The sequence below is a fragment of the Novosphingobium sediminis genome (assembly GCF_007991615.1).
In the GTDB taxonomy this organism is placed as follows: domain Bacteria; phylum Pseudomonadota; class Alphaproteobacteria; order Sphingomonadales; family Sphingomonadaceae; genus Novosphingobium; species Novosphingobium sediminis.
Genome location: NZ_BJYR01000002.1, coordinates 260,665 through 284,422, shown reverse-complemented (window position 1 = coordinate 284,422; position 23,758 = coordinate 260,665). Strand labels below are relative to the sequence as shown.

The 23,758-nt window shown below is 66.1% G+C and carries 14 protein-coding genes; 5 read left to right on the top strand and 9 right to left on the bottom strand.

Going from position 1 to position 23,758, the window contains the following annotated elements; genetic code table 11:
* Positions 1–29: 29 nt before the first annotated feature.
* A complete protein-coding gene (locus NSE01_RS02280; RefSeq protein ID WP_147157992.1) occupies positions 30–833 on the top strand; it encodes an acetoacetate decarboxylase family protein in 804 nt (267 codons plus the stop codon).
* Here the strand turns inward: NSE01_RS02280 and NSE01_RS02275 are convergent, their stop codons facing one another.
* A complete protein-coding gene (locus NSE01_RS02275) occupies positions 834–2,105 on the bottom strand; it encodes a metal-dependent hydrolase family protein (protein ID WP_147157991.1) in 1,272 nt (423 codons plus the stop codon).
* Between the two features lie 305 nt (positions 2,106–2,410).
* Between NSE01_RS02275 and NSE01_RS02270 the strand changes: the two genes are divergently transcribed.
* On the top strand, positions 2,411–3,460 hold the full coding sequence (locus NSE01_RS02270) for a fatty acid desaturase (protein WP_246134989.1): 1,050 nt from the start codon (positions 2,411–2,413) through the stop codon (positions 3,458–3,460).
* Between the two features lie 88 nt (positions 3,461–3,548).
* On the opposite strand, the gene NSE01_RS02265 is transcribed toward NSE01_RS02270, so the two are convergent.
* The 3 genes from NSE01_RS02265 to NSE01_RS02255 are packed head-to-tail and all read right to left on the bottom strand — an operon-like array spanning position 3,549 to position 7,739.
* Positions 3,549–4,964: a TolC family protein gene (locus NSE01_RS02265; protein WP_147157989.1), complete on the bottom strand. Its 1,416-nt coding sequence runs from the start codon at positions 4,962–4,964 to the stop codon at positions 3,549–3,551.
* Positions 4,961–6,010, bottom strand: a complete 1,050-nt coding sequence (locus NSE01_RS02260; RefSeq protein WP_147158035.1) for an HlyD family secretion protein — start codon at positions 6,008–6,010, stop codon at positions 4,961–4,963. The genes NSE01_RS02265 and NSE01_RS02260 overlap by 4 nt, the downstream gene beginning before the upstream one ends.
* A gap of 31 nt (positions 6,011–6,041) precedes the next feature.
* Entirely contained in the window at positions 6,042–7,739 is a 1,698-nt protein-coding gene (locus tag NSE01_RS02255) for an ATP-binding cassette domain-containing protein (protein WP_147157988.1), read from the bottom strand.
* Between the two features lie 118 nt (positions 7,740–7,857).
* Between NSE01_RS02255 and NSE01_RS02250 the strand changes: the two genes are divergently transcribed.
* Positions 7,858–8,769, top strand: a complete 912-nt coding sequence (locus NSE01_RS02250; RefSeq protein WP_147157987.1) for a LysR family transcriptional regulator — start codon at positions 7,858–7,860, stop codon at positions 8,767–8,769.
* A gap of 24 nt (positions 8,770–8,793) precedes the next feature.
* Here NSE01_RS02250 and NSE01_RS02245 read toward each other — a convergent pair whose 3' ends face one another.
* From NSE01_RS02245 to NSE01_RS02235, 3 genes are read right to left on the bottom strand one after another with little or no spacing between them, the layout of a single operon-like run.
* Positions 8,794–10,200: an efflux transporter outer membrane subunit gene (locus NSE01_RS02245; protein ID WP_147157986.1), complete on the bottom strand. Its 1,407-nt coding sequence runs from the start codon at positions 10,198–10,200 to the stop codon at positions 8,794–8,796.
* On the bottom strand, positions 10,197–13,379 hold the full coding sequence (locus NSE01_RS02240; RefSeq protein WP_147157985.1) for an efflux RND transporter permease subunit: 3,183 nt from the start codon (positions 13,377–13,379) through the stop codon (positions 10,197–10,199). Before NSE01_RS02240 ends, NSE01_RS02245 begins: the two co-directional genes overlap by 4 nt.
* Positions 13,379–14,572, bottom strand: coding sequence for an efflux RND transporter periplasmic adaptor subunit (locus tag NSE01_RS02235; RefSeq protein ID WP_174811981.1), 1,194 nt, complete (start codon positions 14,570–14,572; stop codon positions 13,379–13,381). The genes NSE01_RS02240 and NSE01_RS02235 overlap by 1 nt, the downstream gene beginning before the upstream one ends.
* Positions 14,573–14,742: 170 nt before the next feature.
* On the opposite strand from NSE01_RS02235, the gene NSE01_RS02230 reads away from it, so the two are divergent.
* Positions 14,743–15,225 carry a (2Fe-2S)-binding protein gene (locus NSE01_RS02230; RefSeq protein ID WP_218033231.1) on the top strand — a complete coding sequence of 161 codons (483 nt, stop codon included), beginning with the start codon at positions 14,743–14,745 and terminating at the stop codon, positions 15,223–15,225.
* Between the two features lie 17 nt (positions 15,226–15,242).
* Entirely contained in the window at positions 15,243–17,432 is a 2,190-nt protein-coding gene (locus NSE01_RS02225) for a xanthine dehydrogenase family protein molybdopterin-binding subunit (protein WP_246134988.1), read from the top strand.
* Positions 17,433–17,597: 165 nt separating this feature from the next.
* On the opposite strand, the gene NSE01_RS02220 is transcribed toward NSE01_RS02225, so the two are convergent.
* Positions 17,598–21,008 carry a glycosyl hydrolase 2 galactose-binding domain-containing protein gene (locus NSE01_RS02220; RefSeq protein ID WP_147157983.1) on the bottom strand — a complete coding sequence of 1,137 codons (3,411 nt, stop codon included), beginning with the start codon at positions 21,006–21,008 and terminating at the stop codon, positions 17,598–17,600.
* A 100-nt stretch (positions 21,009–21,108) separates the two neighbouring features.
* Complete coding sequence (locus tag NSE01_RS02215) at positions 21,109–23,649, bottom strand: glycoside hydrolase family 3 protein (protein WP_246134987.1); 2,541 nt, start codon at positions 23,647–23,649, stop codon at positions 21,109–21,111.
* Positions 23,650–23,758: the final 109 nt, after the last annotated feature.

The following is a 23,758-nucleotide window of genomic DNA, read 5'->3' as shown; positions in this document are numbered from 1 at the left end:
CAGAGGCAGATTTTCCAGACGAGGTATTCATGAGCGACCTGAAGGGCCTGTTCTATCCGCGCACGCCAAGCGGCAAGGCGAGCATCGTGCCGCCGGTGCCTTGGCACTATTCGGGCGAACTCATCACGCTGGAATACCGCACCGACCCCGCGAAGATCGCGGCGCTGCTGCCCGAAGGTTTCAGCCTTGCCGACGAAGATCCCGGCGCGGTCGCGGCGATCTGGGCGGACTGGCAATCGACCTCCGATGATCCGGCGCAGATCCTCGATCCGGTGCGGGTGCAGTACAAGGAGATGTTCATCGTCGTGCGCTGCAAGTTCCAGGGCAAGACCTGGTCACGCTGCGTCTACATCTGGGTGGACAAGGAATTCGCGATGCTGCGCGGGCAGCATCAGGGCTATCCCAAGAAGCTCGGTTCGATCCAGATGAGCCGCCCGGTCTATGTCGGCAAGGCGGGGCCGCGGTTGCAGCCGGGCGGGACGTTCGGTGTGACGCTGGCGGCGTTCGACCGGCGGCTGGCGGAAGGGCGCTTCACGATCACCGAAGCCGCAGAGAAGCCCGGTTTCGTCAACGGCCTGCCGATGGCGCACAACCGCTGGCTGCCGACAATCGAGACGGATGGTACGCAGAGCCTCGACGAAGTCGTGACGATGTCGAGCTTCGACGTGGAACTTGGCCGCTGCTTCAAGGGCGACTTCGACCTTACCTACTTCGACTCCCCGGTCGAGGAACTGCTCGACATCGCGCCGCAGGAGAAGATCGCCGGGTACTGGCACGAGGTGGGCGCATCGTGGCGTGCGGGGACGACGTTGGCGCGCAACAACCTCGCCTGATCAGCGGACAACCGCGCCGCCTTTCATCACCAGCTTGATGGAAGCCAATGCGGAAAGATCGCGGGTGGGGTCTCCCTCCACCGCGATCAGATCGGCGAGCAGCCCGGCTTTCACCGCGCCGCGATCGGTGAGGTGGAAGGCCTGCGCATTGCCGGATGTCGCCGCAATGAGAACTTGTGCAGGCGGCATCCCGGCAGCGGCCATCGCGCGCATTTCGCTGGCGTTGTCGCCGTGGGCGAACACGCCGACATCGCCGCCCATGCAGATCGGCACACCCGCCGCCATCGCCGTGCGGAAGGCGGCGCGGCTTTCGGCAACACCGGCCGGCGGATGTTCGGGATCGGTCCAGCCGCGGTAGCGGGCGATGGCCTCCGACGCGGCGAGCGTGGGGCAATAGGCGATGCGCTTGGCGGCCATCGCCTTGAACACGGCGGGCGTTCCTTCATCGCCATGCTCGATCGTATCGACCCCGGCCGCGATGGCGCGGCGTATCCCCTCGGCGGTCACGGCGTGGACCGCGACGGTGCGTCCCGCATCGTGCGCGGCGGCTACGGCAGCGTCCATTTCAGCCTGGCTGAAGGTCGGCAGGCTGGGTTCGCCGGGGCGGTAGTGGTAATCGGCATAGAGCTTCACGACATCTGCGCCAGCCGCGATCTGGTTGCGCACGGCGCGAACAATGCCTTCGACGCCGCTCGCTTCCTCGGCGCCCTGCGGAACGACAACACCCGGTTCGAAACCCTTGGGACCATAGGCCCCTTGCGCAACTATGGCGCGGGTGGCGACAAGCAGGCGCGGGCCTTTGGTGATCCCGTTGTCGATGGCCTTCCTGAGCCCGACATCGGCATAACCTGCGCCTTCCGTGCCAAGATCGCGCTCAGTGGTGAAGCCGGCGCGCAGGGTGGTCTCGGCAGCCTTCGCGGCGCGGATGGTGCGCAGGGCGAGCGGTTCGTGGAGCACCTGATCGTCCCACGGCGTTTCGTTGTAGGGGTGGAGGAACAAGTGGCCGTGGCCTTCGATCATGCCGGGCATGAGCGTCTGGCCGGGGAGGTCGACGGTGGCGGTGCCGGCCGGGACGGCGAGGTTCGGACCGACGGCGGCGATGCGATCGCCCTCGATCAGCACCTGCCAGCCGGGATGCGGCGCAGGATCGGTGCCATCGAAGACCTGCGCGGGGCGGAGCAGAGTGCGGGCCGGTTCGGCGCTTGCTGTTGCCGGGGCTGCCGCGGGGAGAGCGAGCACGAGCGCGAGGGCGGTGGTAGTCAGGGCCTTCATGCGCAGGGCTCTCCGTTTGAATTTAGGTCAGGTTGACACAGTTGACACAGTCCTGAGGCAAAACTCCCCGGAGCGGTTCCGGCAGGGTTTCCCACTGCGGGAGGGCGCATGCAGGGGCCAGATTTGCTCGAATTCCGGATCATCAGCAAAGTGTATCGCAGTGCAGGTGCGTAGGACAGGGGTTGGTCATCAAACGGCTTCCGGCTTCTTTCGGCGCTCAAAAAATGCAGTTCGGAGCACGAACAATTGTGGAGCACTTTCGAACCCGCGTGACAAAAACGAAAGAGACAATTAGCGATCCACGGGTGACCGTTACAGACCTCCCAAAGCCCGCCGTCGTTCATCCCCAAACCACCGCGTCAACGCCGGTTGATCCCCGGCAGCTTGCGCGGGATCTTCAGGCGTTCCGCGATCCGAAGCCGGTGCGGAGCGGGTGGGAGCTGGCGATCACGCTGCTGCCGTTCCTTGGCCTGTTCGCGCTGATCGCGGTGGCCGTGCAGGCGGGTTACTGGCTGGCGCTTGCGGCAACCCCGCTGGCGGGGCTGTTTCTGCTCCGGCTGTTCATTATCCAGCACGATTGCGGGCACGGCTCGTTCCTGCGCAGCCGCGCGGGCAACGATTGGATCGGCCGGGTGCTGGGTGTGCTCACGCTGACACCCTATGATTGCTGGCGGCGTTCGCACGCGCTGCATCATGCGGGCACGGGCAATCTCGATGCGCGCGGGTTTGGCGACGTAGACATGCTGACGGTGCGGGAATACCGGGAGCGCCGGTGGCTGAGGCGGCTTGGCTATCGCCTTTATCGCCATCCGCTGGTGTTGCTCGGGCTTGGCCCGGCGTATCTGTTCCTCCTGCGCCACCGCTTGCCGATCGGTCTGATGAAGGAAGGCTGGCGCTATTGGGTGAGCGCGATGGGCTCCAATCTGGTGACGGCGCTGGTGCTGGCGCTGCCGCTCTGGCTGTTCGGCTTCGGCGTGACGGCGCTGGTGTTCTTCCCGATCCTGCTAAGCGCGGCGTCGCTCGGGGTATGGCTTTTCTACGTCCAGCATCAGTTCCCCGATGCTTATTGGGAGCCACGGGCCGACTGGTCGTTTTATGAAGCCGCGCTGGAGGGCAGTTCGTACCTCGCACTGCCGGCGGTTCTGGGCTGGTTCACCGGGTATATCGGCATTCACCATGTCCATCACCTTTCGAGCCAGATCCCGTTCTACCGCCTGCCCGAAGTGCTGGAAAAGCATCCCCAGCTGAAGGAATTGAACCGGTTCAACGTGGTGCAGGCGTGCGGAACCTTGCGCCTGGCGCTGTGGGACGAGGATCGGCGCGGGATGGTTTCGTTCCGCGAAGCGGCGCTTTGATCGTGGGCTGAGGCGCGCTGCGCCTGCCCACCCCAAACCCTTCCCCCTTCGACAAGCTCAGGATGAGCGGGAGGGCCTTTATCCCTGATTAGGGCAGCGGCCCGTCTGGCAGGCCCAGTGCGGCGCGATCAGCGGTCGCGCCGGCAAGGTCTATGCCGGCGAGAGCGGCGCGTGCTTGGGCGTCGAGCAACCGGACGCGCGCATCGGTGGCGGATTCCTCACGCATGTTGAGGAGGAAGAAGTCGCTGGCGCCAAGGTCGAAGCGGCGGCGTTCGGCGGCGGCGAGGTCGTCGGCAAGCGCGGCTTCATCGGCGGCGAGGCGGGCGGTCTTGGCCGCTCCGTCGACCGCGATGGCGATGCCTTTCACCTCAACCGCGATCTGTTCGCGCACGAGCTGCTGGCGGGTGCGCAATCCGTCGATCTCGGCGCGGGCCTCGGCGATCTTGCCCTTGGCGCTGCGGCGCTGAAGGGGGACGGTGAGGCGGATGCCGACGATTGCTTCCTCGCCGTCGCGCGATTTGCCGCCGGGGCCGGTCTTTCCGACATCGTAGGATAGCTCACCGCGCACATCGAGGCGCGGCTTCAGTTCGTTTTCGGCGAGCGCGAGCTTGAGTTCGGACTGGGCAAGGCGGGCGCTGAGCGTCTGGACGTCGGGGCGGCCAGACGCGATGTCCGCCGGTTGGCCCGGGCGCGTGGGCTTGAAGCCCGGGAGGCTGGCGGGCAGGCGATCTGGCGTGGGCACGAGCCGTTCGCCGTTCTCGTCGCGGTAGAAGAACGAGAGCGCGTTGGCGGCTGCGGCGTATTCCTGTTCGGAGCGCACGACGAGCGCGCGGCGGCGGACAATGTTGGTATCGGCCTCGGTGAGCAGGATCGCGGGCCGAGCACCGAGCTGGACCTGCCGGGCGATACCGGCGCGGCGCTGCTCGGCGAGATCGAGGAGCGACTGGTAGGCCTTGAGGCGAAGCCCGGCGGCGACCCAGTTCTGATAAGTGGCGGCAGCGCGGGCCTGCACGCCGATGGCGACCATCTCGCGCTCCAGCCGGGCGGCGTCGATATCGCGCGCGGCCATGGCAATGCGGCCGCGGCGTTCATCGATGGCGCGGTCGCGCAGGAGCGCGAAAAGGCCGCCGATCTTCAGTTCGCCGAGGCGGTCGGTATAGGCCTTGTCCTCATAGATCGGGAACGTGCCGCTGCTGACGCGGTAACCGCCGTAGATCGAACCGCCGTTGCCGGTGAGCGGGCGGGTGGCTTTGCTTTCGAGATAGCTGCCCGAATAATAGCCGAGCACGCGGCTTTGTGCGTCGACATCGAACACGGTGTCGAACGCGCCTTCGGCCGACAGGGCGCGGCCTTCGGCCTGGCGGACGCGGGCCATCGCCTCGACGATTTGCGGGGCCTGCGTGGCAGAACTGTCCAGCACATCGGCGAGCGTGAGCGGCGCGGTCTGCGCTGCTGCGGCCATGGGCCACAGCAGCGTGAGAGCCAGCAGAAGGCGGCGGATCATTTGGGCTTGCCTGCCTTGCGCACGGTCGCGTCGTCGTCCTTGGAGGCGCCATCCTCCTTTGCGCCCTTGCCGCTGATCGAGGCCTTGATGTCCTTGTCGAACTCCAGCGGGAAGTCGTTCAGCTGGCGCCACAGTTCGTAGCCGACCTTGACGGTTTCCATCTGGATCCACCCGCGCACCTTGGCGCCGAGCTTGGTGAAGCGCAGGTCTGGCCAGGGGCGCTTGCCGGGAGTGGGCTCGACGAGGACGCGGAACAGGCCGCCCGAACCGGAGGTCGGATCGACCGCCCTGACGCGGCCGTCGAAGATGCCTTGCGCGACCGAAGGCCAGCCGCTGAACTGGATCGCCGGCCAGCCTTCGAATTCGAGGCGGACGTGCTGGCCGGGGCGAACGAGCGCGATATCGCGGCCATCGATGTAGAGCGCGACGGCGCGTTCAGCGGTTTCGGGCGCGACGGTGGCGAGGACCGATCCGGGCGAGACGACACCGCCGCTGAGCGCCGCGTTTACAGTCTGGATGCGGCCATCGCGCGGGGCGCGGACGACCTGGCTCGACTGGCGCGCGAGCTGGACGTCGATGCGCTGGAGCTTTGCGCGCGATTCGGCGAGCTTGGCGCCTCCTTCGGCGACCTTGATCTGCGCCAGTTCGTAGTCACGGCGGGCGACAAGGCCTTCGCGGAACAGCGCGGAGGCACGGTTCACATCGAGCTGGGCCGTGGCGCGCGACTGGGTGACGGCGGCGATCTCCGCCTCGATCTGCGCGCGTTCGGCGGCGAGGCGGGTGAGGTAATCGGGATCAAGATCGACCACGCGGGCGATGGGCTGGCCTGCCTTCACCTGCTCGCCGTCCTTGACGTACCATTCGGTGATGCGCCCGCTGACGAGGCTGGAGACATCGGCGGCGCGGTCGTCGGGATTGAGCGCGACGACGAGGCCGTCGCCATTGGCGGTCTGGACCCAGGGCACGAAGGCCATGACGAGCGCGGCGGCGGTGATCGCGAGGAGGACCATCCACGCGGTGATGACCACCACGCGCGGGGCCTTCATCTTAGCGAGCGTGGGGAAGTGCTCGATATGCTCAAGACGATAGGGCACGTGCAGCCTCCCGATTCTTGACATGGGCCACAAGTTCGGCGGCGGAGGCGAAGCGGATCTGTTCCTGCCGGCCGAGCCAGAGCCAGCCGTCGAGCGCGAAGGAGCCGGGGCGCGCGGTGCACAGGAGCACGGTGGTGCCGGCTGCCTTGAGGCGTTCGAGCACGCGCAGCAGCTGCGCCGGTGGCATCACATCGAACACCGGGGCGAGCACGAGGACCTTGGGGCAGGCGAGCAGCGCGTTGGCGAGCTTGAGCTCCATCACTTCGCCCACCGTCAGCGGCCAGCCGGACGAGGCAAGCGGAGTGTCGAGGCCATCGGGCAGGCTGGCGATGCGCTCGCTGAGGCCAACCGCGTCGAGCGCGTCGAGGATGCTTTCGGAGTTGGCGTCGGAGATGGCGAGGCTGAGGTATTCCCGGATGGTGACTTCGACGATGGTCGGCCGGTCGAGCACGATGATCTCGGAGCGCAGCAGATACATGTTGAGGCCGCCGAGATCGGAGCCACCGACAGTGACGAGGCCATGCTCGGGTGCGACGTGGCGCTTGAGGAGCATCGAGAGGGTGCGCTCCACACCGGGCTCGGGCACGGTGATGAGGCGTTCGCCGGCTGTGAGCGAGAAGTTGAGATGCGTCTCGCCGAGCTTGACGTCCCGCAGGGCAATGGCGCCGTCGCGCGGCCCCTGCGTGCTGGGGATCGGCAGCTTTTCCTGCGTGATGCCGTAGAGGAGGGAAAGTTCCTCACAGCTTGCGACGAGGTCGTAGAAGGAATCGAGGTACCAGCCGAGCTGGCTGACTCCGTAGAATACCCCGGAAAGGATGAGCTCGGCGCCGACGAGCTGGCCGATGGTGAGTTCACCAGCGAGGATCAGGTTGCCGCCAAGCGCCAGCAGCGCGGCCGAAGCGGTCGCGTAGAGCGTGAAGAACGCCAGCGTCTGCGCGAAGCTGTAGCGGAAATAGGCCTTGTGCTTGACGATGTAGTTCGCGGTCATCGCTTCGGAGCGGTCCATCGCGAAGCCGACGTGGCGGCTTGACTTGTAGAAGCCGTTGGAGCTGCCGACACTTTCGAGCCAGCGCGCGGTATCGTGCTTGGCGTGGCTGAGCGCCACGGCATTGGTCATCGATCCGCGCGACCACAGCAGCCAGATCACGAGCAGCGCAAGCAGCAGCACCACGTTGAAGGCGAGGAAGAACGGGTGGTAGAAGCTGGTGACGATCAGGCCGACGGCGGATTGCAGCACGATGGTAAAGCCGCCGATGAGGAGGCTGGGCACCGATTTCTGCACGACGGTGAGATCGAAGAAGCGGTTGAACAGGTCCGCCCGGCGCGCATCGCCGAAGAAGGGATCGCGCGCATGGACCGCGCGGATGGTGATCTCCGCCACGATGCGGGCGAACAGGCGCCGCTCGAACAGCGTCATCACATAGACCCGCAATGCCGAGAGCATCGCCACGACGAACAGCAGCGTGAAGAGGAGCCCGGCCAGCGTCCACAGCTGCGCAGGCAGCGCGGTGTAGGCCACGCTGTTGATGAGCAGCTGGACCGAGATGGGGGTGGCCAGCGAAAGCAGACCTATGGCTATGCCATAGACCACCGCCAGGCGCAGATAGCCTGCGTCCGGTCCGATGATTTCGGCCAGCCATCGTATCGCATCGCGCAGTTCGACCCGCGTTGGTGCAGCCATGAAGTTCCCTGAGAGCTCTGATTTTCCGATAACCGGTGGAGCGTGTCTACGCGATTGTGCAGCGCAGCGCCAATTACAACTCTTGTCTGGAGGCTATAGGCTGTGGTTATATCCCCGGATGACCACCATCCGCCAATTGCAATACCTCGTCGCGCTGGCGGACACCGGATCCTTCGCCGAAGCCGCGCGGATCAGCCATGTTTCGCAGCCGGCGCTGAGCCAGCAGGTAAAGGCGCTGGAGGAGAAGCTGGGCGTGCGGCTGCTGGAACGCTCGACGACGGGCGCGATCCTGACGCCGATCGGGCGGAGCATCGTTTCCAAGGCGCGCGGCATCCTTGGCGAAGTGCTGGGGATCGAGGAACTGGCGCGGTCCGCCGCGACGGGGCTGACCGGAACCTTGCGGATGGGGACGACGCCCACCCTGGGCCCATATCTGCTATCGCCGATCATCGCCGACCTGCACCGCGCCGCGCCGGGCCTCAGGCTCTATGTGCGCGAGGGCATTCCGGACGAGCAGGCGCTGCAGGTCTCACGCGGGGAGCTTGACGTCATGCTCGGGCCGCTGCCGATCCGGGGCGATGATCTGGAGATCGAGCCGCTCTTCCGCGAACCGCTCGATCTGGTGGCAGCGGTCGACAGTCCGCTGACGCAGGGGCCGGTCGAGCCGGACGCGCTGGCGGGGCAGGTGCTGCTTTCGCTCGATACACGGCACCACCTTCACCGAGAGACGCAGCTTATCGCGGAAGCGCATCACATGGCGCTGAGCCCGGATTACGAAGGCACCAGCCTTGATAGCCTGCACATGATGGCGGCGTCCGGGCTGGGGCTGACGGTGCTGCCGCGGCTCTATCTGCAGAGCGATGTGGGCGGGCTTTCGGGGCTGGGTGTGGTCGATGTTTCGGGCTGGCGGGCGCATCGCTCGGTCGCGCTGGCGTGGCGGCGGGGGACCAGCATGGAGGCGGCGTTCCGCGTGATTGCCGAGCATGTGCAGCGCTCGGCACGGCGGATGCTGGACAAGGGGCTGGGCTGAAATTGGCGGGCAGTTATCCCGGCGTTACGGTTTAGCCGTTTCCCAGCCGCCGCCGAGGGACTTGAACACGCTGATCTGCGCGTCGGCACGGGCGGCTTCGGCCTGGGCGAGGGCAGCACGGGTCTGTGCGCGCTGGCGTTCGGCATCGAGCAATTGCAGGAAGCTGTCTGCGCCATAATCGAAGCGGGTGCGCGAGAGGCGGGCCGCGTCGGCGCTGGCGGTCATCGCGCGGCGCAGGGCGGCCTCGCGCAGGGCGGCGCCACCGGCGCGGGCCAACGCCTGCTCGGCTTCCTTGAGCGCGTTGAGAATGGCGGCGTCGAAACGGGCGAGCGAACCTTCCGCAACGGCCTTGCTTTCACGCACGCGGGCGCGGGCAGCACCGCTGAACGGGAAATTCCACTTTATCAGCGGGCCGACCGAATAGCCGAACGATTGTGCTGATCCGAGATTACTGAACTGTGTCGCGCCGAGCGAGGTGCTGCCGAGCAGCGAGATCTTGGGATAGAGCGCAGCGGTGGCAACGCCGATCCGCGCCGTATCAGCAGCGAGCGCGCGTTCGGCCTGCCGCACGTCCGGGCGGCGGGCGAGGAGCGTTTCGCCGTCACCCACCGGCAGCGGCTCGTTTGCGGCGGGCACCGTGCGGCACTTCGCGGCGGCGCTATCCATGATCGCGGCCGGGGGATCGCCGGTGAGGACGGCGAGTGCATAGAGCGCCGCGCGGCGTTCGGCCTCGAACCCCGGGATCTGCGCGCGGGCCTGTTCGATGAGGACGGTAGCCTGATCGACTTCGCTTTGCGTTCCGCGTCCGGCCGCAAGGCGGCGCTGGGTCAGATCGAGCGTGCGAGCCTGAAGTTCCTCCGTCTCACGCGCGACATCGGCTTGTTCGCCGAAGCCGCAGGCCGATGCATAGGCGCGGGCCGTTTCGGCAGCGACCGAAACGCGGGCAGCGTCAACGGCGGCCTGCGCGGACGCCGCATCGGCGCGCGCCGCTTCGATCGAGCGGCTGACCCCGCCGAACAGATCGACCTCATAGGACGCGTCGAACCCGACCGAGAAGAAGTCGTTGGTCACCGTGCGGCTGAGGGCCGGGACAACCTGCTGGCTGTTGGTGAACTGCCCGCTGACGTTGGAGGTGGGCAGACGCGCGGCACCCGCCTCGGACAGGACGGCACGCGCGCGCTGGAGATTGGCAGCGGCAACGCGCAAATCGGTGTTCTTGGCGAGCGCCTGCGTGACGAGCCGGTCGAGCTCCGGATCCTTGAACAGTTGCCACCACTGCGCCGGCAGCGGCGAGGGCGTGACCGCGCCGTTTTCCAGTGCTTCGGTGAGGCGGACCTGTTCGGGCGGGAGCGCAGCGGGGCGCTTGTAGTTCGGGCCGACGGCGCAGGCGGAAAGTAGCAGCGCGGGCAGGAGGGCAGCGAGACGCTTCATGCCTCGGTCTCCGCAGCCGGGGCGGACTTCGGCTTGCGGCGCAGCCAGCAGCCGACGCGTTCGCCGAAATTGCGGCTGATGATGTAGAACGAAGGGGTGAAGAGCAGGCCGAAGCAGGTCACCCCGATCATCCCGAAGAACACCGCGATGCCAAGCGCCGAACGCATTTCCGCGCCTGGGCCGGTGGCGATGACGAGCGGAAGCGTGCCGAGGATGAAGGCGATCGAGGTCATCAGGATCGGGCGGAGGCGCTGGTGCGCGGCACGCTCTGCCGCAGCACGCGGTTCCAGCCCCTCATCCTCACCCTGCCGGGCGAACTCCACGATCAGGATGGCGTTCTTTGCCGCAAGGCCGATCAGCACGACAAGCCCGATCTGGGTCAGGATGTTGTTGTCGCGCCCCATGATGTCGACGCCGACGATCGCGGCAAGGAGGCACATTGGCACGATCAGGATCACCGCCAGCGGCAGCACGAGGCTTTCATACTGGGCGGCGAGCAGAAGAAACACGAAGACCACCGCGAGACCGAAGACGAGGATGCCGGTGTTGCCCGCCTGCTGCTGCTGATAGGCAAGCTCGGTCCATTCGTAGGTGAAGCCTGCGGGCAGGTTGGCCTTGGCCAACTGGTCCATCGTGATGAGCGACTGGCCCGATGAGAAGCCGCGCTTGGTATCGCCCTGGAGTTCAGCGGCCGGGTAGAGATTGAAGCGCACGACGCGGTAGGGGCCGCTGTCGTTCTTGAGCGTCATCACCGCGGCGAGCGGGACCATGGTGCCCGATGCCGAACGCGTCTTGAGGCGGAGAATATCGCCGACATCGTCGCGGTAGGGCGCATCCGCCTGCGCCGTCACGCGGAATGTGCGGCCGAGGAAGTTGAAATCGTTGACGTAAGTACTGCCAAGATAGGTGCCCAGCGTCGCGAACACGCGCTCCACCGGCACGCCGATCTGCTCGGCACGCTCGCGGTCGATATCGGCCTTGAGGCGCGGGGTCTTGGTGTTGAAGGTGGTGAAGACGGAATTGAGGCCGGGCTGCTGGTTGGCCGCCATCATCATCTTGAACGCGGCGCCTTCGAGCGCGGCATAGCCGGCGCCCGAGCGATCCTCGATCATCATCTTGAAGCCGCCGCCGGTGCCGATACCGCGCACGGGCGGCGGGGGCACGATCAGCACATTGCCCGCGGTTATCGCGCCCTCGGCCTTGCGCAGCTCGTTCGCGACCTGATCGGACGACGCGGAGCGGTGATCGAAATCCTTGAGCGTGATGAAGATCGCGCCGGCGTTGGGAGCAGTGGTGAAGGTCGCGCCGTCGAACCCGGCGAAGGCGATGGTCGTCTTCACCGAGGGGTTTTCGCGCGCGATCTTTGCGGCTTGCTGGACGATTTCGTCCGTCCGCTGGAGCGATGCGCCCGGCGGCAGCTGGACGACGCCGATCAGGTAGGACTGGTCCTGCGCGGGGATGAAGCCCGTCGGCGTTTCGTAGAAGCGCCAGCCGGCAATCGCGAGCAGCATGACATAAGCCACGCCGATCATGCCGAGCGCGCGTACGAGCCGCGCGGTGAGGCGGCCGTAGCGTTCGGACAGCCGCTCGAAACCGCGATTGAAGCCGCGCGCGAAACGCACCGGGAGGCCGCGCCAGCCAGAGGGACACGGTGTCTCGCCATGCTCGCGCGGCTTCAGGATGAGCGCTGCGAGCGCGGGCGACAGGGTCAGCGAGACGAAGGCTGAGATCGCGGTAGCGCTGACGATGGTGAGCGCAAACTGCTTGTAGAACGCGCCGGAGATGCCGGGGATGAAGGCGGTTGGGATGAACACGCCGCACAGCACCAGCGCAATGGCAATGAGTGCGCCGGAAACCTCGTCCATCGTTTTGTGCGCAGCCGCGCGCGGGGAGAGGCCTTCCTCTTCCATGAGGCGTTCGATGTTCTCGACCACGACGATCGCGTCATCGACGACGATACCGATGGCAAGGACGAGGCCGAACAGCGACAGGTTGTTGAGGCTGAACCCGAAGGCCGCCATCGCCGCAAAGCTGCCGATGAGCGACACCGGAATGGCGAGGATCGGGATGACCGAAGCGCGCCAGCTTTGCAGGAAGATGAGCACCACGAGTGCGACCAGAATGATCGCCTCGATCAGCGTGTGCTGGACGGCTTCGATGGAGGCGCGGATGTATTCGGTGGGGTGGAACGGCACCGAATAGATCAGCCCGGGCGGGAAGGCCTTGGAGAGCGCTTCCATTTCGGCATCGACTGCCGCCGCAGTCTTCAGCGCGTTAGACCCGGGCAACTGCGAGACAGCGAGGCCGAGCGAGGGGTATTTGTCGCGGTAGGCGTTGGTCCCGTAGTCCTGCGCGCCCAGTTCGATCCGGGCGATATCGCGCAGGCGGGTGAGGCGGCCCTCCTCGTCGCGCTTGATGATGATGTCGCCGAATTCGTCGGGCGAGGTCAGACGTCCTTGCGTCTGGATGCCTAGCTGGAACGCGGTGCCGCCCTGGTTGAATGGCGGTTGACCGACTGAACCCGCTGCGACTTGCGCGTTCTGGGCGCGGATCGCCGAGATGATCTCGTCCACGGTGAGATTGCGGCTGGCGGCGGCATCGGGATCGATCCACACGCGCATGTTGTAATCGCGCGCACCGATGATGCGCACGCCGCCGACGCCCGGAATGCGGCTTAGCCGGTCGAGCACCTGCAAGGTCGCGTAGTTGGCGACGTACTGGTGCGACAGGGACTTGTCTGGCGAATAGAGGTTGATGACCATCAGCAGGTCGGGCGAGTTCTTGCGCACCGTCACGCCGATCTGGCGCACTTCCTCGGGCAGACGCGGCTCCGCCGTGGCGACGCGGTTCTGCACCAGCACCTGCGCCTGATCGACGTTGGTGCCCGCCTTGAAGGTGACGGTGATCGAGACGTTGCCGTCGCCCGTGGAGGACGACTGCATGTAGATCATGTTCTCGACGCCGTTGATCGATTCCTCGAGCGGGGCGGCGATGGTTTCGGCCAGCGTTTCGGCGGTGGCGCCGGGATAGTTCGCCGAGACGACCACGGTTGGCGGTGCGATCTCCGGATACTGGCCGACCGGGAGCGAGGGATAGGCAATCGCCCCGATAATCACGATCAGGATCGACAGGACCGCCGCGAAGATCGGACGGTCGATGAAGAAATGCGGCAGGCGCATTACTTGGCCGTGGCTTCTGCCGCTGCGGGCGCCGCGATAGCGTTCGAGGCGGGCGAATCCGCCGCCGCGCGGGGCTTCATCGTGATGATCTTGGCATCGACAGCCATGCCCGGCTGCAACCGTGCGAGACCATCGAGGATGACCTTCTCGGTCGGTGCAAGGCCGGTCTTGACGACGCGCAGGCCTTCGACGAGCGGGCCGGTTTCGACATTGCGCTGCACGCTCTTGCCATCACTGCCGACGACGTAGACGAAGCGGCGGGTCTGGTCGGTAACGATGGCTTCATCGGGCACCAGCAAGGCGCCGTAGGTGCCCGAACCAAGCAGGCGGGCGCGGCCGAACATGCCGGGGACGAGGAAGCCGGTGGGATTGTCCACCTCGGCAAAGGCGCGGATCGTGCCCGAGTTGCGATCGATCGCGTTGTCGACGAACTTCATCAGCCCGTGCCAGCGGTAGCTGGTTTCATCCGCCAGCTTGATATCGACCGGATTGGGGGCATAGCGCGAGGATTCGCGTTCACCCGCCTGTGCCTGACGGACATATTTGAGGTAGAACGTCTCCGCGCCTTCGAAGGCGAAACGGATCGGGTTCACGGTAACGACGCGGGTCAGCACCGTCTGTCCTGCCGAGACATACGTGCCGATGGAGACGCGCTTGTCCGAAACGCGGCCGCTGATCGGCGAGCGGACGGTGGTGAACGAGAGATCGAGCGACTTGGCTTCGAGGTTTGCGCGGGCAGCGCCGGCGGCAGCGACCGCGCTGCGCAGGTTCGCTTCCTTTGTCTCGAACTCTTCGCGGCTGATGGCTTGCGCATCGACGAGTTTCTGTGCGCGGGCGAGTTCGGTGCGGGCATTGGTGACGAGCGCCTGCGCCTTGGCGAGATCGGCGCGGGCCTGTTCGGCAGCAGCGCGATAGGGGCGCGGATCGATGGTGAACAGGACCTGGCCCTTCGCCACCTCGACGCCCTCGCGGAAGTTCACGCTTTCCACGGCGCCGGAAATCCGCGGGCGGATCTCCACATCCTGCACCGCTTCGAACCGGCCGACATAGTCATCCCAATCCACCACCTGACGCTTCAGGGGGATGGCAGCTGACACATGGGGCTTGGGTGGTGGTGGCGGTGCGCCCCCCGAACAGGCGGCGAGCACCAGCGGGAGGGCGACGACGAGCGGGAGAGAAACGATTCGACGCACTTAACGTTCGTAGGAGTCCTAGATTGGAAGCGCAACTCCTGCTGCGGTGCAGCGACGTGCCCGGAAGGGAGGCGCGCATGATCGTGGGGGTTTTCCCGTCTTGCCAGTGGCGCGCGGCGTGATCAGTTGCTACAAGAAACGCAAATCAAGGCCCGTGGGGAGATGACAGCGTGGCAATCGAGGCAAAGGTCAATGGCAAGCCGGTGAGCTTCGCAGGTGAACCGGATACCCCGCTGCTTTGGGCGATCCGTGAGGAGCTGGGGATGACCGGCACCAAGTTTGGCTGCGGCATCGCGGCCTGCGGGGCCTGCAGTGTGCACATCGACGGCGAGATCACGCGCTCGTGCAGCGTTCCGATCAGCGATGTGGCGGGCAAATCGATCACGACGATCGAAGGCCTTGCCGCTGCCGATGGAACGCTCACCGCGTTGCAACAAGCATGGATCGCGCATCAGGTGCCGCAATGCGGCTATTGCCAATCGGGCCAGATCATGGCCGCGGCGGCCTTGCTGGCCAAGACGCCCAAGCCGACGGACGCGGACATTGATGCGGCGATGACCAATATCTGCCGCTGCGGAACGTATCCCCGCATCCGTGCGGCGATCCACGATGTTGCCGGCACCGCTGCCGCCACTCCCGCCACCGCAGCCTGAGGAGCAAGCACATGGGCATGATCCGCAGAACCTTCCTTATCGGCGGTGCAGCACTGGTCGGCGGCGGCATCTTCGCCGTGCAATACGGCGACAGCTCGGCCAAGTCGCAGGCGGCGAAGCTGACCGACGGCAAGGATGGGCACAATTTCGGCACCTGGCTGCGCATCGGCGAGGACGATACAGTAACGCTTTATTCGCCGCACACCGATATCGGGCAGGGTTCCAACACCGGCCTTGCACAAATGCTGGCGGAAGAACTCGATGCCGACTGGAGCAAGCTCTCGGTCGTTTCGGCGCCGGCTGAATCGGCGTTTGCCAACGTGGTGCTGGGCAAGGGCTTCCTTTCGGAAATGAGCGGCTATCCCGGCATTATCGGCGCGATGCCGATGTCGCTGCTCGGCATGGTCGCGCGACAGCTCAATCTGCAGATCACCGGCGGCTCCTCGGCGCTGCGCTTCACCGGGCAGCGCGGCCTGCGCGTGCTTGGCGCTGGCACGCGGGCTGCGCTGATCGAGACGGCCGCAGGGCGCATGGGCGTTCCCGTGGGCGAACTGTCCACGGCGGACGGCAAGGTGATCCACGCCAAGAGCGGCAAATCGCTGCGCTACGGCGAGCTCGCGGCAGAAGCGGCAACGCGAAGCCTTTCGACCAAGGTTGCGCTGAAGGATCCCAAGGACTTCAAACACATGGGGAAGTCGATTCCCCGGTTCGACATTCCCGCCAAGGTCAACGGCACCGCGCAATACGGCATGGACGTGATGAAGCCCGGCATGCGGGTCGCCACGGTGATCGCGGCGCCGGTGCGCGGGGGCAAGCTGGAATCGGTCGATCCCAAGCCCGCGTTGGCCATTGCGGGCGTCGAAAAGGTTATCAGCCTTGAAAGCGCCGTGGTTGTTGTGGCCAAGGGCTACTGGCAGGCGCTGAAGGGCGCGCGGGCGCTGGCCCCCAAGTTCAGCGATGGCGGCAACGGGCTGATCTCGACGGCGACCATCTTTGCCGAGCAGGACAAGCTGCGCGGTGAAGGCAAGCCGACCAAGACCGCTGGCGCGGGCGATGTCGATGCCGCGCTCAAGGCTGGCGGCGTGAAGGTGGTGGAAGCGGATTATCAGATGCCGTTCCTCCACCACGCGATGATGGAGCCATTTGCGCTGACGGCGCATTACAAGGACGGCCACCTCGATGTGTGGGGCGGCATGCAGGATCCGCTCGGCGCCAAGGCGGCAGCGGCAAGCGCAGCGGGCCTGAGCGCGGACAAGGTGACGTTCCATCCCATGCTGATCGGTGGCAGCTTCGGCCGCCGCCTGCCGATGTACATGGAAATCGTCGATCAGGTTGCGCGGGTCGCCATGCAGGTGCCCTTCCCGGTCAAGCTGATCTGGTCGCGCGAGGAGGAAGTCTCGCAGGGTGCATACCGCCCACAAAGCTCGGCGAAGCTTACCGCAGCGCTGGGCGCAGATGGCAAGATCACGGCATGGCGCAACGATTTCGCGCAGCCGGAAGATGGCCTGCGCGAAGTGCCGTTCTTCTATGACGTGCCCGCCGTGGCGCGGCGGCATTTCAAGCAGGTTTCGAACCAGACGGTCGGCGCATGGCGTTCGGTGAACGCAACGCAGCACGGTTTCACGACCGAGAGCTTCATGGACGAACTGGCGCACACCGCCGGGGTCGATCCGGTGGAGTTCCGGCTCAAGCACCTGAAGCCGGGGCGGCACCGCACCGTGCTGGAGGAAGTGGCCAAGCGCAGCGGTTGGGGCTCGCCGGTAGAGCCGGGCCATGCGCGCGGCGTCGCGGTGGTCGAATGCTTCGACACGATCGTCGGGCAGGTGATCGAGGCTTCGCTGGCGGAAGACGGTACGCCCAAGGTGCACAAGGCCTGGGCCGTGGTTGATTGCGGCACGGTGGTGAACCCGACGGCGGCAGAGGGGCAGATCCTCGGCGGCCTCGTCATGGGCCTCTCTTCGGGCATCGGCGAGGCGATCACGGTGGACAAGGGCGCTGTGCAGCAGAGCAACTTCAGCGATTATGAAGTGCTCAAGCTCGCGAATGCGCCGGTGGTGGACGTGCACTTCATCAACAGCGGCGCGGAGATGGGCGGCATCGGCGAACCGGGCCTGCCGCCTGCGACGCCTGCCTTGGCCAATGCGCTGTTTGCTTTGACGGGCAAACGCGTGCGATCGTTGCCGATCAAGGACCAGGCGAAGGCTTGAGGCGCAGGCAAGCGGCACTCCGGGTCAAGCCCCGGGGTGACCGTCAAGCGATCACCCTTTCGTCATTGCGAGCGTAGCGAAGCAATCCAGCGCGTTGTGGAGTGACGCTCTGGATTGCTTCGCTACGCTCGCAATGACGACTCAGACGGTTGCCGCCTTCTTCTATCAGGGCGCGATTCTCGCCGTGCTTTCCGGAGCATTCCAACCGCGGATTGCGATGCTGGCGGGCTTGGCACCGGCGGGGACGCGAACGGTTAGCGTGCGCGTCTCGCCGGGCATCAGCGCAACGTAGTTGTCCTCGTAGTAAGCGGGCAGGACGCGCGCGCCGGCCTTGTCGAGCACAGTGAGCTTGACCGCGAGCGCGGGGGTCTTGCCAGTGTTCGCGAGGTCGACGGTCAGGACCCGGTCGCTGCCGGTTTGCCCGTTTGCCTTGGCCGTCAAGCCGACGGTGGCGGCGGGCATGCCGTTCAGCGCGCGGTAGGCGGCGCTATCGCGGCCGCGCCAGTAGAAGTTGCGGCTGAGGACGGCGCCTTTCGTATCGACGAGATCGATCGCGACAAGCACCATGCCGCCTTTGTTCATCAGCGGCGCCAGATCGACGGTGCCTGCGGGTGTTGCCGTGTTGGCGGGGGCGGTTAGCCGCTGTTCGTTCTGGAGCAGGGTGCGCCCCGCGAGATCGGTGATGCGGACTTTGGCCGTCAATCCAGTCAGATCGGTGCGCGTGGTGTTGATCACCATCAGCGCATTATCGGGCAGATTGAGCTGGATATGCACGGGCTCCGCGCCCGCCTTTGCGCCGTAGTAGGCGGCGTGGGTGTCCATGTCCGAACTGTAGAGCTGCCACGCGTTCGACGGCCACGAGGGGTGCGTCATCCAGAACAGGCGGCCGGAATTCTTTGTCCACAAGTGGCCGACGAAGCCTTCCATCATCGCCTTGTGGGTTTCGAGGTTCATCATCTGCGCCTTGCGCTCGAAATCGGCGAGGCTGCCGGTGTCTTTGGATATGGGGCCGAACATGGCGCTGAGCATGTCCATGAACGTGCGCGTGTCGCCGTTCCCGCTGAAATGCCAGTCGTGGTAGGCCATGGTATCGCCCAGCGGCCAGCGATCGGCAGCGGGTACGCTGGCCTCGATGGCCTCGCGCGTGGCGAGGCTGGGCGTGCCGGTCTCGACCGAGAAGCCCGAGGCAAGATCTGTGAAATAGCCTTCGGGCGGGCGGTAGTTGTAGGGGCCGGAGCCAGCCAAGTTCACGACGTTTGACGAGCCGGTGTACCAGCGCGTCCCGTCAAGCCGCTGCACCAGCGCATCGAGGCCTTCGTTGAGCGCGGGGTAGGGCACGCCTTCGTTGCGGCCGAACCAGACGACGATCGAGGGGTGGCTCTGATAGCGCGCGATGGTGTCTGCCGCGTTGGCGAGGAACAGCTGCGGGTCTTCGGGCTCGATCTGGAAATCCTGCGTCGATTGCCAGAAGTCGTTGAGGATCATCATGCCGTTTTCGTCGGCGAGATCGTAGAACGCGGGCTCGGTGTTGTTGCCCATCCAGTTGCGGATCACGTTCATATGGGCTTCGCGCTCGAGGCGGAAATAGGGTTCCAGCTCGGCGCGGCCGAAACGCTTCATCGCATCGTCCATACCCCAGCTGCCGCCGCGCGCGGCGATGCGGACGCCGTTGACGCGCAGGGTGAGGTGGGGAAGCGCGATGGAAGGCGGAACAGGGCGGACGGCGGCGGATTTCTCGCCGCTGGGGGTAAGGCTCTGCGCCCAGCCGAGCGGGGTTTGCTTGATGGCCTGATGGCGGACATCGATGAGGGGAAGTTCGCCCGGTCTGGCGTCGGTGGGATCGACTTCGACGCGGTTCAGGCGGCCTGACTGGTCGAACAGCGAGAGTTCACAGCTCACTTCGCGGATGCCGAAGCGCAGGCTCCGGGTGTCGGAAGACTGGCCGTTTGCGGCGGCGCTGAGGGTGAGCGTGTAGAGCGCGGGGTCGCCGTAGCCATTGGGCCACCACAGGCGCGGGTTGGCCAAGTGGAGCGCGGGATCGGTTGCCGGGGAGAAGGTAACGGTGGTTTCGCCCGGGGCGGCTGTCACGCTGCGGGTGAGGGTGATCTCGCCGATCCTGGCGGTGACGGTCAGCGAGACGGCCTGCGCGGCGGCGTTGGTGAGCGGAACCGCGATGGTGATATCGGCGCTGTCGGTGCGGGGGAGCGGCAGATCGGTGACGACGTGCGGATCGCCGATGCGGACAGGGCCGGTGGCTTCGAGGAAGGCGCCTTGCCAGAGGCCGGTGTTGCGATCGCGGATGCCGGGGATCCAGTCCCAGCCTTCGGTGGCGACGAACGTGGGGCCATCGATGGCGAGTTGGCCGCCGTTTTCGCCGACGCCGCCTTTTACGGACTGTTCGTGCGGGATGCCGGGGTGCGGCGGGGGGCTGACTTTGATCGCGACCACGTTTTCACCGGGCTGCGGGGTGAAGGCAAAGCGGCCGCGGGCGAAGGCGCCTTTCATGGTGCCGGCGCGCTGGCCGTTGATCCAGATTTCGGCGGCGTAGTTGATCCCGTCAAAGCGCAAGGCGAGTGATTTCCCGGCAGCTTCGGCGGGGACGGTGAAGCTGGCGCGGTACCAGTAGTCCTGCCGCGCGAGGCTTTCCGGGATCGCGAGGTTGTTGAGGCCGTAATAGGGATCGGGATAGACGCCGCGGTCTACCATCGTGGCGAGGATTGTGCCGGGGACGCGGGCGGCGAGCCACTTGGCGGTGTCCACGCCGGGGCGGGAAAGCGCGGCGCCGTCTGTGGGGCCGAGATCGGGGGCCGGGATCAGCTTCCAGCCGTTTACCTGCCATTGGCCCGGTGAAGCGGGTGTGAGGGCGGGCTGTGATTTGACCGGGATGGCGCGCGGGGCGCTGGGCGGGGTGTTGGCATGGGGAAGCAGCCAGGCGTCCTGCTGTTCGGTGAGGCCGATATTGGCCTTGCGCTGAAATGGCCAGCCAACGCCGACATCGCGGAACTGGACAGCGGCGAAGTCTGGACGCTGAGCGAAGAGCATGGCAGGATCGCGGACGACATCGTCAAGCGTGGCGGCGGCGAGGCTGCCTGCGAAGTGGGGCTTGCCTGGGATCGGCGGCGCGATGGCAATGCGGGGGTTGGTGGTGGATGTGGTAGCGGGTTGCTGCGCGGCGAGCTTGCCATCGATGTAGAGGCGCACGGTTTTGCCGTCGAAGGTGGCGGCAAGGTGTGTCCAGCGTCCTACGGCGAGCGGTGTGGAGGCGGTGAGCAATTTTTCGCCGAGGCGTAGCGCCGGGCGGCCATCGGACAGGACGAGCGCTCGGCCCTGCTGGATCAGCGTGACTTCGCCGGGCTGGATGCGGTCTGGCTTGACCCATGCGGAGAATGTGAAGGACGCATTGGCCGCGAGGACCGCGCTGGCGGCGGGTAGATCACGCTCGATCCCGATGCCTCCTTCGAGGATGCGGACGTTGTAGGGGCCGCCGCCATCCGGCACTTCGGCGCAGGCTGGCGGGGCGGTCAGCGCGCTGGCGGCGAGGAGGGCGGGCGCCAGCTGGCGCAAGAATCCGGGCATTGTGCTTCTCTCCACCGCGTCCAGCCTTGAATTGGCCTGACGTCTGACAACGCAATCAATTGACGTCAGCATAGTAGATTTAAAATGCATAATAAATGCATTATTTTGCCGATGCTTTGCACCCCGCCACGATATCGCCCTTCGTGCCGAGCGTCACGCTCGCAAGTCCGAAGGAAAGCGGGCCGCGCGTGGCGAGGACGAGCGGGCTGGAGACGGCGTTGCTGGCCGAACCGGCGGGTAGCAGGCACTTGAGCGGGACGGCAAGGGTTGTCCATTCGCCGATCGGCAGCGCGGCAAGTTCGGGCAGGGCCACAGGAGCGCCGCAGGGGCCGTTGCCGCAGCGTGCGGCGACGGTGACGGGGGCGCCGGGCCTTGCATCGAGCTTCATGGTGACGAGCAGAAGCACATCGCCATTGGTCTCGCGCGAAAGATCGCGGGGGGAAGCGGCTTCCAGCGCGATCGTTACAGGTTCCGGGCCCTTGCCGACGACGATGCGACGCGCGCCTTCCTGCACGTCCTTGTCGATGGCGGTGATGGCGATGCGGCCGCCCGGCGTGGCTGCGGGAACTGGTCCGACAACATGCGGCGCGGCATAGGGATCGGTCAGCACGAGCGACCAGCCGGTCTGCGCCTGCCCGCGCTGGAGATAGACGCCGGGAACCGCCTCTGCGGCAACGCCCGGATCTTCGGGCAGCGCAGTCCATGGCGTTGCCCCCTGCGCCATCGCAAGGCCGTAGCCATAGGCAAAGAGCGGATCATCGCCGTGACGCGCCGTGCGCGGCCATGCAGTGGGGAGGCGGCCGGTGAAGTCTGCGCCGTCCTTTGCATAGAGCACATCGGCCACGCCTTCGCCCTCCGAGCCGGGGAGCCACGCGACGACGAAGGCATCGGCGGCGTTGAGTTCGGGGTTCACGAACAAGGGCCGTCCGGTGAGCATGACGGCGACAACCGGGATGCCTTGCGCCTTGAGCGCCTTCATCGTGGCGAGCGGTCCGGTCAGGTCGCTGCGCAGTTGCAGCGAGCGGATATCGCCCTGGAATTCGGCATAGGGTGTTTCACCGAAGACGACGACGGCGGCATCGGGCTTTTGCTTGAACCGGCCATCGGCGGCAAGTTCGGCGCTGCCGCCGGAGGCTTCAGCGGCGGACTTTAGGCCTTCCCACAGCGTGGTCGCGCCGGGGAACTGATCGCGGGTGAGGCCGGTGCCCTGCCAGGTGATCGTCCAGCCGCCGGACTGGCGGGCGACATCATCCGCGCCGTCACCAGCGACGAGCAGGCGGGCGCCTTGCTTCAGGGGGAGGACGCCGGTGTTCTTGAGCAGGACCAGAGACTTGCGCACGGCTTCGCGGGCGATCGCGCGGTGTTCGGGGCTGCCGAGCAGGTTCCACTGGCCAGCGAGCGGGCGGGTGGACGGCGCACCCATCTCGAACATGCCGAGGCGTGCTTTCACGCGCAGGATGCGGGCGACGGCATCATCGAGGCGGTCCATGGGCACGGTGCCATTCTGCACCTGCTTGAGGAGGCTCTGGTAGAGCGGCTTCCAGCTATCGGGCGCCATATACATGTCGACCCCGGCAAGGAGCGCCTGCGGGCAGCTGGCATTGGTGCAACCGGCGATCTGGCCGTGCGCGTTCCAATCGGTCACGACGAAGCCGCCGAAGCCGAGGCGGTCCTTGAGGACATCGGTGACGAGACCCTTGTTGCCTGCGATCTTGACGCCGTTCCAGCTTGAAAAGCTCGTCATCACGGTGGCGACGCCGTTTTCGATCGCGGGTAGATAGGGCGCGCCGTGGACGAGGCGCAGCGTGGTCTCGTCGATCTCGGCGTCGCCCTGATCGTGTCCGTCCGTGGTGCCGCCATCGGCAATGAAGTGCTTGGTGCTGGCGATCACATGCGGGCCGGCGAGCACGCGGTCGGTCGTCGGCGGACCCTGCAGCCCGCGCACCATGCGGCCGACGTAGCTGGCAACGAGCGCGGGATCGGACGAATAGCCTTCGTAGGCGCGGCCCCAGCGGTAGTCCTGCGGCACGGTGACGGTGGGGGCGAAAGTCCATTCCTGACCGGTGACGCGGATTTCGGCGGCGGTCGCAGCGCCGATCTTCTCGATCAGATCGGGATCGCGCATGGCGCCAAGGCCTACGTTGTGTGGAAACAGGGTGGCGCCGATGATGTTGCTATGGCCGTGAACTGCGTCGGTGCCCCAGATCGCCGGAATGCCGGGGCAGCCCGGCCTGCCGCGCACCGAGGCGGTGTAGAACGCGTCAGCCAGCTTCAGCCAATCGCGCGGCGGGGCGAGGTCGTTACCATAGGGGCCCGAATTGCCGCCATTGAGCACCGAGCCGAGATTGTAGCGCGCGACATCTTCGGGCGTGAGGCTGGCGATATCGCCCTGGATGACCTGACCGACTTTGCAGGCGGCATCCATCTGCTGGAGAAGCGCGGCAATTTTTGCCTCATCCGCATCGGTCACGACCTTGGGCCATGCGATTCGCGGCCACTGCTCCGGGTGAACGTTCGCAGCCGACTCGGGTGCGCTGCCAGTCGGAGTCGCGAGCAGAGTCGTTGGCGTGAGAAAGGCTGCCAGGGCCATGCTGCAGGCCATCCCGGCAATGGTGCCGGTGAGGTGCGAAATCCGCTTCATTCCTTGGCTTTCCTCTCCGTTTCCCGGGATGATTGACCATGCCCGGTTCCTCGAATAATTAAAGATGATAATATAAACTGAATGACAACGTTGACAATACGGACAAGAT

Coding starts and splice junctions, on each gene's coding strand:
- NSE01_RS02280 (WP_147157992.1), top strand. CDS start 30: ATGAGCGACCTGAAGGGCCTGTTCTATCCGCGCACGCCAAGCGGCAAG.
- NSE01_RS02275 (WP_147157991.1), bottom strand. CDS start 2,105: ATGAAGGCCCTGACTACCACCGCCCTCGCGCTCGTGCTCGCTCTCCCC.
- NSE01_RS02265 (WP_147157989.1), bottom strand. CDS start 4,964: ATGATCCGCCGCCTTCTGCTGGCTCTCACGCTGCTGTGGCCCATGGCC.
- NSE01_RS02260 (WP_147158035.1), bottom strand. CDS start 6,010: ATGAAGGCCCCGCGCGTGGTGGTCATCACCGCGTGGATGGTCCTCCTC.
- NSE01_RS02255 (WP_147157988.1), bottom strand. CDS start 7,739: ATGGCTGCACCAACGCGGGTCGAACTGCGCGATGCGATACGATGGCTG.
- NSE01_RS02250 (WP_147157987.1), top strand. CDS start 7,858: ATGACCACCATCCGCCAATTGCAATACCTCGTCGCGCTGGCGGACACC.
- NSE01_RS02245 (WP_147157986.1), bottom strand. CDS start 10,200: ATGAAGCGTCTCGCTGCCCTCCTGCCCGCGCTGCTACTTTCCGCCTGC.
- NSE01_RS02240 (WP_147157985.1), bottom strand. CDS start 13,379: ATGCGCCTGCCGCATTTCTTCATCGACCGTCCGATCTTCGCGGCGGTC.
- NSE01_RS02225 (WP_246134988.1), top strand. CDS start 15,243: ATGATCCGCAGAACCTTCCTTATCGGCGGTGCAGCACTGGTCGGCGGC.
- NSE01_RS02220 (WP_147157983.1), bottom strand. CDS start 21,008: ATGCCCGGATTCTTGCGCCAGCTGGCGCCCGCCCTCCTCGCCGCCAGC.
- NSE01_RS02215 (WP_246134987.1), bottom strand. CDS start 23,649: ATGAAGCGGATTTCGCACCTCACCGGCACCATTGCCGGGATGGCCTGC.